Raw genomic sequence first — 11,960 nt, forward strand, 5'->3', positions numbered from 1 at the left:
ACCACGAAAACCCGCCCCGAGGGGCGGGCGATTCAGCATGCCGTTTTAGCTTGCCGGGTAGGTCATCGGGGTGCCGGGGCCCAGAGGTATGCCGATGAGGTACCAGATGACGAAGAAGATGAACCAGCCCACGAGCATGGAAATCGAGTAGGGCAGGGACAGCGACATGAGCGTGCCCACGCCGGAGCGTTTGTAGTAGCGCTGAAGGAACGTGAGCGCGAGCGCGAAGTACGGCGACATCGGCGTAATGATATTCGTCGGGGAGTCGCCGATACGGAAGAGCATCTGCGCGACCTCGGGGGCGACGGAGACGTACATGAGCATCGGCACGACGACCGGTGCCATGAGCGCCCACTGTGCGGAACCGGACGTGATGAAGAGGTTGAGCAGCGCGACCATGAGCACGAGGCCGGCGAACATGAGCACCGGCGGCAGGTCCCAGGCCTGGAGCAACTCGGAGCCCTTAATTGCGGTGTACACACCCAGGTTGGACCAGCTAAACCACGCGAGGAACTGTGCGACCATGAAGAAGAGCACGATCATAGGCAGCAGGGTTTCGATGCCCTTAGCCATGAAATCCGGGAAGTCCGAGGCTTCCTTCACCGTGCCGACTACGATGCCGTAGACCGCGCCGGCCAGGAAGAAGGCCAGCGCGATGGGCACCGCGATAGCCTTGATGAGCGGCGACTCCATGAACACGCCATCCGGCCCAGCGAACGGCGAGCCCGGGATGAAGATGAGCGCGAAGAACGCGATGAGGAAGGCCACCAGCGCGGCACCCGCGGCCTTGAGGCCCTTGGCTTCGAGCGGGTGGAGAGCGAGCTTCTCCTCGTCGTCCGAGAAGTCGTACTCGTCATCGTCGGACGCGTTGGGCACCGACGACGAGAAATCCAGTTCTTGGGTCTCCAAATTGTCGTGGTCGACGAGCTCGCGCGCTTTGCGCACGATGAAGAACTCCGTCACCGCCGTGATGATGAGCGACAGGACAATCGCGGACGGCACCACGAAGAAGATATTCGCCAGCGCGTTGACCTCGTACTCCGCGTCCACAATCTGCGCGGCGGACGTCGAAATACCCGCGAGCAGCAGGTCCGTGATGTTCAAAATGAGCGACGCGTTAAAGCCTGCTGACGATGCCGCGAACGCCACCATCGCACCCACGATGGGGGAGCGACCGACCGCGTGGAAGGCGGTGGCACCTAACGGGATAAGGATGACATAGATGGCATCGGAAGCAACGGAGCCTGTCACACCGGTGAGCGCAACGACGAAAGTTAACATCTTGGGGCTCACGCGTGCGACCATGGCGCGCACGAGCGCGGACAGCAGGCCCGATTGCTCCGCGACGGCCACGCCGAGCATGACCGCGAGGATAACACCCAGCGGCGGGAAGGACGTGAAGTTGGTGACGGCCTCCGTTACCATCTTCGAGAGGCCCTCAGCGTTGAGGAGATTCGTCACCTTGATCGGCTCGCCCGACTGCGGGTCCGTGGCCTGCAGGCCCGCGAGCGAGCCGAGCCACGAGCTCGCCGCCACGACGCCAGCGAGGATGACGAAGAGCCAGAACGGATTAGGCAGCTTGTTGCCGATCTTTTCGATCGTGCCGAGGAATCCGCCAGGCGACTGATGCTCAGGCGGCGCCTGCGTTTGTGATTCGGACATGTTCTCGGCCTTTCTTGTTGACAATTGGGGTCGGGATCGTACGTTCGGATCAGTGTGTAATGGTACATAGGCCCGCGACCTGTGCGAACTCGGCCACAAGCGCAGTCTGTGAAAAGCCTGCCTATCCACGCGGAAGCTGTAGGAATGAAACTTATGTTGCTAGAGTTTCCCCTGTGATCACCTTCGAGAATGTAACCAAGGTCTATAAGGCGTCCGCCAGGCCCGCCCTGGGCGACGTCTCCTTCACGATCGAGGACGGCGAGTTCGTCTTCCTCATCGGCCCGTCCGGCTCCGGCAAGTCTACCTTCCTGGAACTGCTCGTCCGCGAGACGAACCTGACCCACGGCGACATCTATTTCGGCGACTTCCACGTCAATGCTTTGAAGGGCGGCCAGATTAACCGTCTGCGCCAGTCCATCGGCTACGTCTTCCAGGATTTCCGCCTGCTGCCCAAGCTTAACGTCTACGACAACGTGGCGTTCGCGCTCGAGGTTATCGGCAAGTCGAAGAAGGAGATCAAGGAGGCGGTGCCCGAGGTGCTCGACCTCGTGGGTCTCGACTCCAAGGCGCACCGCCTTCCCAACGAGCTCTCCGGCGGCGAGCAGCAGCGCGTGGCCATCGCCCGCGCCTTCGTCAACAAGCCAGCGCTCGTCCTTGCCGACGAGCCCACGGGCAACCTCGACCCGGCCACGGCCCAAGACATCATGACGCTGCTCGCGCAGATCAACCGCACCGGCACGACCGTCATCATGTCCACGCACAACGCGCGCACCGTCAACGAGATGCGCCGCCGCGTGCTCGAACTCAACAACGGCAAGCTCGTCCGCGACGACGAGCACGGCGTCTACGGGGAGGCCTTCTAATGCGACTCGGATATGTTCTGCGCGAGGCCTTCCGGGGGCTCGGACGCAACCTCACCATGACCATCGCGCTCGTCATCACGACGGCGATTTCCGTCGGTCTGCTTGTCGCTGGCGTGCTCGTCACGCAGATGACCGAAGACACCAAGGACATCTACCTCGAGAAGGTCGAAGTTATGGTCCAGCTTGACGAGCCCACGTCCGCGAATGACACGACCTGTGAGCATGGCGCCTGCGCCGACGTAAAGAAGAAGCTCGAGGCTGACGGCGGCGTCGAGTCCGTCACCTACCGCAACCGCGAGGAGTCGTACAAGCGTTTCGTCGAGGTCTTCCAAGAGACCGACCCGCTGCTCGTCGAAGAGACCTCCCCGGACGCGCTGCCCGCCGCCCTCCACGTGCGCCTCGTCGATCCCACGGATACTTCCGCCATCGACGCCATCACGAACGACCCCGGCGTCGACACCATCGTCGATCAAGGCGACGAGGTCCGCTCCGCGACCTCCAACCTCGACACCATCCGCAACGCGACCTTCATCCTGGCACTCGTCCAGGCCATCGCCGCCATCTTCCTCATCGCGAACATGGTGCAGATCGCCGCGTTCAACCGCTCGCGCGAGATGTCGATTATGCGCATGGTCGGCGCTACCCGCTGGTTTACCAACGCCCCCTTCGTCTTCGAGGCCGTCCTCGCCGTGCTCTTCGGCACTGTCCTCGCTGGCGTGGGCGTCTACCTTGGCAAGAGCTTTGTCCTCGACCCGTCGTTGAAGAACCTCTACTCCTCCCAGCTGCTGGCGCCCATCCGGGACTCGGATATCTGGGTCGCCATTCCCCTCATCGGCGCGGTGGCCATCGTCTTCGCTGCCCTTGCCGCCTGGGTTACCTTGCGTGCCTACGTGCGCAAGTAGCTTCCCGATGCCCCCTTGCACCCCGCGGCTGCCCGCCGCGGAGTTCGTTGGTTTTAGGGCTGGCGTGCACGCGCCGGTACAATAAGACGGATTATGGCGAAGAAAGCAAAGAAGAAGAAAGCGGTCGACAATAACTCGACCCTGGCGACCAACCGCCGCGCTCGCCACGACTTTAAAATCCTGGACACCTACGAATGCGGCATGGTGCTTGTCGGCACTGAGATCAAGTCCATGCGCGAGGGCAAAATCTCGCTCGTCGACGCGTTCGCGACCATCGACGACGGCGAGGTCTACGTGCGCAACCTCCACATCCCGGAGTATTCCTATGGCTCGTGGACGAACCACTCGCCCAAGCGCACCCGCAAGCTGCTGCTGCACCGCCGGGAGATCGACAAGCTCATGGGCCAGGTCCGCGACGGCAATAAGACGCTCATCCCGCTGCGCGTCTACTTGAAGGACGGCCGCGCGAAGCTGGAACTTGGCCTGGCGCAGGGTAAGCAGGACTACGACAAGCGCGAGGCTATCAAGCGCCGCGACCAGGATCGCGAGATTACCCGCGAGCTGGGACGCCGCATCAAGGGCATCAACGCCTAAAACGCGCGTAGCCTGGGGCCCATGATTTATACGGCTAAGGCACATGACGTCGTTAAAGGCGAAGAGAAGACTCACGGCGTAACGGTCCTCGTCGACCGTCTATGGCCGCGCGGTATCTCCAAGGACAAGCTGGCCCCGGATCACTGGTTCAAGGAGGTCGCGCCCAGCCCCGGCCTGCGCACGTGGTGGAACCATGACGAGGACTGTTTCGACGAGTTTAAGAAACGCTATCGCGCCGAGCTCGAAGAAAACGACTCCGAGGATATGAACGAGCTGCGAAAACTCGCCAAGGACGGCGATGTCACGCTGCTCTTCGCCGCGAAGGACCGCGAGGTCAACCACGCGGTGGTGCTGGCGGACTACCTGCAGTAAAAGGCGGCATTCATGGACCGCTCTTTTGATCTCGCTGCGTTCGTCGCGAAGATGGACGAGCTGATTAACCGCTATGTGGCGCCGGATCAGGGACTGCCGCCCGAAGACGTCACTGTGTGGGCGGCGTGGTACACCCAGGACTTCGTCTATCTCATCATCGAGGCACAGCAAGGCGGGACGACATATATCGGTTACGAAGTGGACTTCGGGCGAGCCCACAGGGACGTCTCGGCGGAAGTAGAGACCGCTGTTCATGCTTGGGGTGACCAGATGGCGGGTGACTCATTCGTTGGTGTTGTCCCGTTTGACTCCTCCGATGTTATTTACTGGTGGGATGCACGGTTGGTGGCCAAGGACGTCCCGCGAACATTAGCCGACATCGACGGCGCGGTAGAGGCGGCATCGGAAAGCTGGTTGCTGGAATAGGCCGACGTGGGGTAGCGTTATACGAACTGTAGAGAGCGCACAATCCCGCTCTACTGCAATGCATGGGGTTGATATGGTTTCGACTTCGTACATTGAGCCAGGGGAAGCGTGCCGGTGCAGGCTAGAGACCACCGTTAAGCGTCGTAGCAACCAATAAACGCAGAGAAGAACTCTCAGCGTGACTTCGCCCTCGCTGCCTAATTTCAGCGACGCGAGTCTGTCAGCCCGGGTTTAGTTCCTGACCCGGATCCTGGCATCGACTAAGGAACTTGCTCCGCCGGCTTGTCGTTCGGCCGACGGGGGACTTTCAGAGCGACTGGGCCCATCATCCGGAACGAGTTTGCCCGAGCCGGAGGGTCGAGTAGAGATCCTGTGCGAACTGCGCACGGAGAAGCCCTGGCGAGGTGACGAAGGACCCGGGTTCAATTCCCGGCAGCTCCACCGAAGGCGAGCCCCAGACTGAGAAGGTCTGGGGCTCGCTTCTTTTGTTCCGGTTAGCGATAGATCGTGTCGCGCCTTCCACCATCAAAAACCTCGATCGTGATGGTTGATTCGTGAATGAGCGCGAGGATTCGATAAGCGCCGACACGGTAGCGCCATTCGCCAGATCGATCGCCTGTGAGGCCTTTGCCGAAAGCACGCGGATCGGCACAGCCTTCGAGATGGGTTTTCATCCAATTAAGCAGAAGCCGCGCATCGAACCGGTCCATCTTCTTGAGCTGTTTCCGAGCCGAGGCGGTGAGCTTAACTCTGTAGCTAGGGCCGTTGGCTGACATTAATCAAGCTCTTCGAGGACATCATTGATGCTAAAACGCTGTCCGTCATCGGCTTCGATGGCGGCTCGAAGTTCCTGAAGGTCGGCATGGTCTTCAATTTTTTCTAGCATTGCGCTTCGGGCGAATTCCGAGATCGTTGTGCCTTCGAATCTGACATACTTGCGGACGAGCTCGGCGTCTTCGTCGCTCATGCGTACGGTCATAGTTGTCATCCGATTCTCCCGTCTCTTAAGCGCTCTGAATACATTGTGTTCCTCCCCCTCGAGAACGTGGCAAGGGTGCTCTCCGCCTCGATGTGCTCACAATGAGGATGCACAGGTCGCTTGTACCATCGCTGCCGGGCGACATTCAGGTGAAGGTGTCCGAAGGTTTTACAAGGTCCCGAGAAACATCATGAAGTGTGTGCTAACTTACGAGCGGGTTCAGACCCATACCGACCACATCGTTCCTGTAGCGACTGCCCCTAAGAAGTAGGTGGGATCTAGCTTGAGTCTTCGAAATATCCTGTGGGTTTGTGCAGGCGTTGTGACGCTGATCATGGGCATCGGAAGTGGAATCCATTGGGTGCTCGGCGTTGCCCTTTTCTTCATCGCTGCCGTGGTAACAGCACGGTTCATTGCTGCACAATCGGAACTAGCAGGCGGGCGAGTGGCTATCGGTGTGCTTGTCGCCTGCGTGGCTGTTGGCTTTTTCTTTCCGCTCGTCCTGCCGCTCGCTTATATCGGATACGTTGCATGGACGTGGTATTCGCTTGCGTCCGGTGATGAAGGCGCGGCTGCCGTGCAGGGATAATCGCTGGGTTGAATTCCCGGCAGCCTTGCTTCATTTGTTTTGTTGGCGGCCGACGTTGATGGAGGGACCCTCGACACAGTGCGCGGCGGTGAGCACCCGCTCGGGCGCGATAGCTGTGCCGGTGCGCTTGTGCGGCGTGCCGTCCGGGGTGTCGGAGATGCGGACCTGACCGAGGGCGATGGCGCCCAGCCTTGCCGCTGCCGATGCCCAGCGTCGCCGCAGCTGCGAGGGTGAGAGCTCCGAAGGCACGCGAGGGGCGGCGCGCCGTGGCGGAGAGTTCTTCTTTATGCTGTGGAGGCATGGAGATTTCAGATTCGCTGCGCCAGCAACTCAACCATTGGATCCTTCCGGGATTCATGACCTTGGACGAGGTCCACGAAGCCGTGGATGACAACGAACTCGAAGATGTGTACTCGGATGATGATCCGCACGCGGCCGCCGAGCAGGTGTGGAAAGAACGCAAGGCCCAGGAGCCGGAGTGGGACCACCCCACCGATTACGACCGGGTGAAGGCTGCGTTCGATGATATGGAAGGCCAAGGGCTCGTGACGGGAATGAGCCTCGGATTCGATGTCAGTGACTGTAACGAGCTGCTCGGGGAGGAACGTACTCCGATTGATGCGCCGGAGGGGGAGTATCCCTACCGCGAATGGGCATCGTGTGGCTTCCACATGCAAGATGCCGAGGGACTGGCGTACGAGCCGACGGAGCTTTATCTCGTCTTCGGTGCGTGGGCGCCGGGCCCGCCGATCGCTGGTGAGGTCGACGCCGAGAAGCTGCGCAAAGGCTATCCCGAGCGGAAGGACGAATGGGCTCGAATGGACGCCGCACTGGGGCGGTTCCTCGTGGACATTCTTAAGCGCCACGACCTCGAGGTGGAGTGGGACGGCGACCCGCGCGGGCGGATTCAGCTGCTCAATCTCACGTGGCGCAAGCCGCTGCCGGCTGAAGGTGCCTAAGCCATCAGAAACGCATGTAGGAGATTTGCATATTCGTGGGAAAGGGGCTTTCACGAAACCTCTTGACCAGTTATATCAGGTCCGCGGTTACACCCCGGTTACACCGGGTTCCGCCTCCGGTTACACGACACATGACCACTAACCCTGTCGTCCAGCGGCTTCCTCGGCGGGCACGAGCACAACAAGCGGCAACGCCCAGTCATCGTCCCGGTCCCAGTCGAGCGAGAGGCCTTCTTCGTAATCTCGCACCGTGCCCCAGGGCAAGTCCTCCCGCTTCCACACCCCGAGAATCTTCAGGTCGAGGAACCAGGCTCCGGGGTACTTTTCTGCCCACTGCTTAACCTCTTCTATCGTCGTGAGCCAACGCGGTTCGGAACCGCGAGTAACTGCTTCTGCAATTCCTTCGGCTCCAACAAAGTCTCGGTGGCCGGTGGTCCAACTTTCCCCGTCGCGGGGTTCGTCACGGTACGCGTAACGGAACCCGTCCTCGTTGAGTGCGACGGAAACCTTCTCGGCCTCGTTCTCGACAGTCCAGGAGCCGTTTTCGTTCTGGCTTGCCAGCACGGCTCGTGGGTGGACGTTATGGGCGCTGTAGTAGATCTTCTTCATGGTTTGGTCATTCTCCTTCTGTTGGCCGTTGTCCGGGCTAGGCGTTCGCTTCACGTTTTTCTCGCTCGTTCTCATGCCGTTCGAGCTCCTTCTCCAACTTGTCATTGAGCTCAGCAAACTTGTTTACGTAAGCGGTCACCAAGCCGAGCGAGACCACCTCCGAGTGGAACAGGTCGCCTAGCGTTTTCGTCTTGCCCGCGTCCCACTCGGCGGCCAGCGCTTGCATTTCCTCCGTTTTCATCAACTTCCGCTTCGTGACCCGTGACGTGCGCGAGATTCGCCAGTACCAAGCGTGACGCTCCTTCAGTTCGTCGGAGGCAATTTCTTCTCCAACCAGCCAGTCGCCGTGGACGAGGAGGTTGCGGCGCTTTAGCGGGTCTTTGGCCTGTCGAGCCAGTTCGCTGCAAGTGGTGCATTTCTTCTGCTTCTCCAGCGTTTCGCGCATGTTCCCCACCTGTTGTTGGGCGGCCACGCTGGCACCGTGGAATTGCTCTTTCCTGAGGAGTTCTTCGCACAGGTCGGCGACCAGGTTTTCAAGGTGGCCGGCCGCAAGCACGAGCGAGGCGTACAGCACTAGGAAGTCGCTGTGGAATTGCTCCAGGTACGGCAACGGGTCTTCGTTGACACCGGGTAGGTCGGCGTACCGTTCGGAAACACGCTGCGCTTCTTTAAGCAGGGAGGAGTCAATAACGCCGAGGCCGGCGAATGACTTCGCAATGTCCGCATAGGTCTTGTCGAGCGAGCGCTGGAATTGCTCTCCCAGTTTGAGCGCGCCGTTGGACGCAAGCAGCTTCTGGGCGTCTATGACCGGGCCGTAGAACTTTTTCATGTCCACGGTGGGGGCGAACACTGCGGATATGTCGGCGGTATGCTCCGCTAAGCCAGGTACAGCCCACTTCGACGGGTCTGGGTAGGCACCGGAGAACTTTGCGAGCATGTTTGGCTCAATGAGCGAGGTGATGCGGGGTGGCTCGATACCGGCCACTGACTTCCATGCGTCGGCGGTGAGCGCGGTGGCGAACTTCGAGGTGTCTACGACGTGGTTGATACCAGGCATGTCGATCTTCCTGAATAACGAACCGAGAGCGTTGCGGGCTGTCTCCTGGAACTTGGCGTAGCTCTTAGGGTCGTGTTTGCGCCAGAGGTCGTCGAGGTTTTCGTCTTTGAACTCGGAGATTGGACGGTCCAGGAAGTCTGGGTCAGGGGCGTTTTTGTCTGCTGGGTCGCCGGGGTTCTCGGGGTGGCTGTCGGCGTTGTCTGGCTGGTCGGGGGTCTCGTCGTGCTCGTGTGGTTCGGTCATAGGTCCAGTGTGCATGACGGGTCGACATGCGGGTAGGGGACTAGAACATGCCTGCTATTTGTGTGGTTCCTTCCCTGTTGGCAGTGTTCATTCCTCGCTATTTCTCTTGTTGTTTGCGAAATGGCCGCTGGCCTGCGTAAAGCCACTTGTTTGAGTTGGCTGCTTTTCTTCGTTGAATTGACAGGTGTCGACTTAGGCTGAAAAGGAAAACGCCTGGTCAGTCGTCTGGGTGTTCGGTTGTTAATTTTCGAGGAGTGCAGGAATGCAAAACCAAGTTTCGAAACGGTTTATTGGCCGGCGTGCCGCGGCGGTTGTCGCCGCGGGGTTGGTCGGAGTCGGTGCTTTGGCACCGGTGGCGGAGGCGCAGCAGGTCTACCCGGCTGGGGACGAGAGGGTGGTTGGTAGATACTGGCCGTCTCCGTGGTTCCCCAAGGAGTCTATTGATGCTGTAATGGCGGACTTGCGTGAGGGGGAAAAGGTCGAGTTCAAGTGGGGGTCTGGTACCACATCCTTTGATGTTGAACCAGAAAAACTGGCTGCGGATAGTAATGCGCGCACCCTTTTCTACGCGTTGTCTGATGTCCCGGAGGGGTCAATTCCCTCGCCGAACGTCAAGGTCGTCGGGTACAAGTCTAGAAATGAGGGAGGTGATATGCATTACCAAGTGCTTTTGTACCGTCCCGAAGACGAGCCGGGAAAGGTTTACGCGTACCCGTTTCTTTCGCTTAAGAAGTTCGGATATTACGAGCACAGAACGTGCCGTCTTACGCGGAACGGGAAGAATATCGAATTCGGCCCTTCTGCATCTGCGTTTTCTGGCGGCGGCAGTGGCGGTGGCAGCGGCGGCAGCGTTGGCGGTGGCGATGTCCCTGACTGGGCAGAAGATGAAAATATGATGTACTGCGATGACGTCATCACCGATATTGGCAGCCTGTCTGGCACTGTCGTCTGGGACGAGGACACCTCACACACCGTGACCGACCCGGACACACGCATTGGGGGACACGACGTTGTTCTCACAAGGGGCGGTGTTGAGGTCGCACGCACGCAAACTGACGAAAACGGTTTCTATAAATTCGAGTACCTCGCCCAAGGCAAATACGGCATTTCTGTCGAGGCCCCAGACGGCGGTGTCCTGTTATTCTTTGACGAGCGCGGTACCGTCAACCCTAGTAAAGAGGACAAAGGCAACAACTGGGGTTTCCTTAAGAAGCCAGAGCCGACCACCGTCACCCAGGTCACCACGGCTACCAAGACAACCACGGTGACTCCACCAGCGAAGACAACTACTCTCCCTGCGGAGACTGTGACTACCACTGTGGAGAATCCGCCAGTGACGGTGACAAGCACTCCAGAGCGCGCCACTGACACGGTGACGGAGACTCCCGAGCCCTCCACCGCCACGGTCACCAAGACCCCGGAAAAGGAGACAGTCACCAAGACCCCGGAGAAGGTTACCGAGACGGCAACAGTCACCAAGACTCCAGAAAAGGAGACAGTCACCAAGACCCCAGAGGTCAAAACCGTGACGGCAACTCCTCCGACAGTGACTGTTACCCCGGAGAAGGTCACCGAAACGGTGACCTTCCCGCCGAAGACGGTGACGCAGAAGGAGCCTGCGGTGACTGTGACCAAGGCTCCGGAGACGGAGACAGTCACTGCTGCCCCGGAGAAGGTCACCGAAACAGTGACGGTTGCCCCGGAGGTTACTGAACCGGCACCAGAGCTCGGCGGGTTCACCGGCACTGTGGTGTGGGACAACGACGGCTCGAAGAGCGCCAGTGACGGCGACGAGCGTATTTCTGGCCTGACAGTTATTGCTCGCCGGGACGGCAAGGAAATTGCCCGCACCACCACTGACGAAAACGGCTTCTACACGTTCGAAGGTCTTGCCCCTGGCGACTACGACGTGGAGGTTGTCGGTCCCGACGGAGCCCGCCTGGGCTTTGACGACCGCAAGGCCACTGTGGCACCTGGTGAGACTGACTCCGGCAACGACTGGGGCTTCGTCCGCGAGGACGCACCTGCTCCGGCACCGGAAGAAAAGCCAGCAACCCCGGTTGAGACCGTGCGCATGACGCTCGCCACCACTGGCGCGAACTCCTACGCGCTGGCTGGCCTTGGCGCAGTCCTTGCGGCCCTGGTCGCGCTGGCTGTGGTGGGCCGTCGCAAGTCGGCCAGCCAGTAAAGAACCTTCAGGGCGCGGTTTCACACCCCTTCGCGCCCTAGAGGACAACTCCATAAAAGAGCCCGTCTAGGTGAATTTCACTCCTCGTTCACCTAGACGGGCTTTGTGTTTGCTAATTAGACGGGGTAGACCGTGCGAGTTGTCCTACTCAACTGCGCTGGCACTCCTTCGTCCCGGAATGACTGGGTAATGCGACGAGCCTCCTCAAAGTTGTTGCAGCGGGCCAGGAAGTCTATGCCTTCTGCGGTCCAGACTTCCCAGGTGTCCTGACAAAACATTGCGTCCAGGAGCTCGCGGGGTGCGTCTTCCTTTGGTGCGTCGCCGGCCGCCAGCTCTTTCGGGTCGAACTGGTCGTCGGACACGAGGTTGTCCCGTTCGTAGTACGTCAGGTGGCGCGGGTTTGCGTCGGCCTCCAGTGTGAGCATGCCGTTGTCCTGGTCGGAGTATTTGACCAAAGTGGTCAGGAACTTCATGGCCTGGAACACGGGCCCGACCCCCGGAAAGTAGACACCGTGGG

At 60.0% G+C, this 11,960-nt stretch carries 15 protein-coding genes and 1 other RNA gene; 9 read left to right on the forward strand and 7 right to left on the reverse strand.

Features of this window, described 5'->3' with window-relative positions; all coding sequences use genetic code 11:
* Nucleotides 1-45: 45 nt before the first annotated feature.
* The gene (locus HMPREF0307_RS08035; protein WP_066491141.1) at nt 46-1,662 is read right to left on the reverse strand and encodes an AbgT family transporter; all 1,617 of its coding nucleotides are present in this window, start codon (nt 1,660-1,662) and stop codon (nt 46-48) included.
* A 173-nt stretch (nt 1,663-1,835) separates the two neighbouring features.
* Between HMPREF0307_RS08035 and ftsE the strand changes: the two genes are divergently transcribed.
* The 6 genes from ftsE (at nt 1,836) to ssrA (ending at nt 5,263) form a co-directional block, all read left to right on the forward strand.
* Nucleotides 1,836-2,525, forward strand: a complete 690-nt coding sequence (gene ftsE, locus HMPREF0307_RS08040; protein ID WP_066491150.1) for a cell division ATP-binding protein FtsE — start codon at nt 1,836-1,838, stop codon at nt 2,523-2,525.
* Nucleotides 2,525-3,427: a permease-like cell division protein FtsX gene (gene ftsX, locus HMPREF0307_RS08045; protein ID WP_066491163.1), complete on the forward strand. Its 903-nt coding sequence runs from the start codon at nt 2,525-2,527 to the stop codon at nt 3,425-3,427. The genes ftsE and ftsX overlap by 1 nt, the downstream gene beginning before the upstream one ends.
* A gap of 93 nt (nt 3,428-3,520) precedes the next feature.
* Nucleotides 3,521-4,021: an SsrA-binding protein SmpB gene (gene smpB, locus HMPREF0307_RS08050; RefSeq protein ID WP_066491166.1), complete on the forward strand. Its 501-nt coding sequence runs from the start codon at nt 3,521-3,523 to the stop codon at nt 4,019-4,021.
* A 21-nt stretch (nt 4,022-4,042) separates the two neighbouring features.
* Nucleotides 4,043-4,393, forward strand: a complete 351-nt coding sequence (locus HMPREF0307_RS08055; protein WP_066491169.1) for a DUF488 domain-containing protein — start codon at nt 4,043-4,045, stop codon at nt 4,391-4,393.
* Nucleotides 4,394-4,405: 12 nt separating this feature from the next.
* Entirely contained in the window at nt 4,406-4,819 is a 414-nt protein-coding gene (locus HMPREF0307_RS08060) for a hypothetical protein (protein ID WP_066491171.1), read from the forward strand.
* A gap of 64 nt (nt 4,820-4,883) precedes the next feature.
* Nucleotides 4,884-5,263: a transfer-messenger RNA gene (gene ssrA / locus HMPREF0307_RS08065) on the forward strand.
* A 50-nt stretch (nt 5,264-5,313) separates the two neighbouring features.
* On the opposite strand, the gene HMPREF0307_RS08070 is transcribed toward ssrA, so the two are convergent.
* Together HMPREF0307_RS08070 and relB are read right to left on the reverse strand one after the other, a co-directional pair.
* Nucleotides 5,314-5,595: a type II toxin-antitoxin system RelE family toxin gene (locus tag HMPREF0307_RS08070; protein WP_066491177.1), complete on the reverse strand. Its 282-nt coding sequence runs from the start codon at nt 5,593-5,595 to the stop codon at nt 5,314-5,316.
* Nucleotides 5,595-5,807, reverse strand: a complete 213-nt coding sequence (gene relB / locus HMPREF0307_RS08075; protein WP_062040565.1) for a type II toxin-antitoxin system RelB family antitoxin — start codon at nt 5,805-5,807, stop codon at nt 5,595-5,597. The genes HMPREF0307_RS08070 and relB overlap by 1 nt, the downstream gene beginning before the upstream one ends.
* Before the next feature lie 313 nt (nt 5,808-6,120).
* On the opposite strand from relB, the gene HMPREF0307_RS12975 reads away from it, so the two are divergent.
* Nucleotides 6,121-6,387, forward strand: a complete 267-nt coding sequence (locus HMPREF0307_RS12975) for a hypothetical protein (RefSeq protein ID WP_141629011.1) — start codon at nt 6,121-6,123, stop codon at nt 6,385-6,387.
* Nucleotides 6,388-6,417: 30 nt separating this feature from the next.
* Here HMPREF0307_RS12975 and HMPREF0307_RS08080 read toward each other — a convergent pair whose 3' ends face one another.
* Entirely contained in the window at nt 6,418-6,636 is a 219-nt protein-coding gene (locus HMPREF0307_RS08080; RefSeq protein ID WP_066491179.1) for a hypothetical protein, read from the reverse strand.
* Between the two features lie 50 nt (nt 6,637-6,686).
* On the opposite strand from HMPREF0307_RS08080, the gene HMPREF0307_RS08085 reads away from it, so the two are divergent.
* The gene (locus HMPREF0307_RS08085) at nt 6,687-7,346 is read left to right on the forward strand and encodes a DUF6891 domain-containing protein (protein WP_066491180.1); all 660 of its coding nucleotides are present in this window, start codon (nt 6,687-6,689) and stop codon (nt 7,344-7,346) included.
* A gap of 138 nt (nt 7,347-7,484) precedes the next feature.
* Here HMPREF0307_RS08085 and HMPREF0307_RS08090 read toward each other — a convergent pair whose 3' ends face one another.
* Nucleotides 7,485-7,955: a hypothetical protein gene (locus HMPREF0307_RS08090; RefSeq protein WP_156435917.1), complete on the reverse strand. Its 471-nt coding sequence runs from the start codon at nt 7,953-7,955 to the stop codon at nt 7,485-7,487.
* A 37-nt stretch (nt 7,956-7,992) separates the two neighbouring features.
* Nucleotides 7,993-9,255, reverse strand: coding sequence for a hypothetical protein (locus tag HMPREF0307_RS08095; RefSeq protein WP_066491185.1), 1,263 nt, complete (start codon nt 9,253-9,255; stop codon nt 7,993-7,995).
* Between the two features lie 892 nt (nt 9,256-10,147).
* Here HMPREF0307_RS08095 and HMPREF0307_RS08100 point away from each other — a divergent pair.
* Nucleotides 10,148-11,443 carry an SdrD B-like domain-containing protein gene (locus HMPREF0307_RS08100; RefSeq protein ID WP_197418400.1) on the forward strand — a complete coding sequence of 432 codons (1,296 nt, stop codon included), beginning with the start codon at nt 10,148-10,150 and terminating at the stop codon, nt 11,441-11,443.
* A gap of 116 nt (nt 11,444-11,559) precedes the next feature.
* Here the strand turns inward: HMPREF0307_RS08100 and HMPREF0307_RS08105 are convergent.
* The coding region (locus HMPREF0307_RS08105; RefSeq protein WP_231725117.1) for a hypothetical protein at nt 11,560-11,960 on the reverse strand (401 nt) is incomplete at its 5' end.

It is taken from the genome of Corynebacterium sp. DNF00584 (genome assembly GCF_001552965.1).
Taxonomy (GTDB): domain Bacteria; phylum Actinomycetota; class Actinomycetes; order Mycobacteriales; family Mycobacteriaceae; genus Corynebacterium; species Corynebacterium phoceense.

Coding starts and splice junctions, on each gene's coding strand:
- HMPREF0307_RS08035 (WP_066491141.1), bottom strand. CDS start 1,662: ATGTCCGAATCACAAACGCAGGCGCCGCCTGAGCATCAGTCGCCTGGC.
- ftsX (WP_066491163.1), top strand. CDS start 2,525: ATGCGACTCGGATATGTTCTGCGCGAGGCCTTCCGGGGGCTCGGACGC.
- smpB (WP_066491166.1), top strand. CDS start 3,521: ATGGCGAAGAAAGCAAAGAAGAAGAAAGCGGTCGACAATAACTCGACC.
- HMPREF0307_RS08055 (WP_066491169.1), top strand. CDS start 4,043: ATGATTTATACGGCTAAGGCACATGACGTCGTTAAAGGCGAAGAGAAG.
- HMPREF0307_RS08060 (WP_066491171.1), top strand. CDS start 4,406: ATGGACCGCTCTTTTGATCTCGCTGCGTTCGTCGCGAAGATGGACGAG.
- HMPREF0307_RS08070 (WP_066491177.1), bottom strand. CDS start 5,595: ATGTCAGCCAACGGCCCTAGCTACAGAGTTAAGCTCACCGCCTCGGCT.
- relB (WP_062040565.1), bottom strand. CDS start 5,807: ATGACAACTATGACCGTACGCATGAGCGACGAAGACGCCGAGCTCGTC.
- HMPREF0307_RS08085 (WP_066491180.1), top strand. CDS start 6,687: ATGGAGATTTCAGATTCGCTGCGCCAGCAACTCAACCATTGGATCCTT.
- HMPREF0307_RS08090 (WP_156435917.1), bottom strand. CDS start 7,955: ATGAAGAAGATCTACTACAGCGCCCATAACGTCCACCCACGAGCCGTG.
- HMPREF0307_RS08095 (WP_066491185.1), bottom strand. CDS start 9,255: ATGACCGAACCACACGAGCACGACGAGACCCCCGACCAGCCAGACAAC.
- HMPREF0307_RS08100 (WP_197418400.1), top strand. CDS start 10,148: ATGATGTACTGCGATGACGTCATCACCGATATTGGCAGCCTGTCTGGC.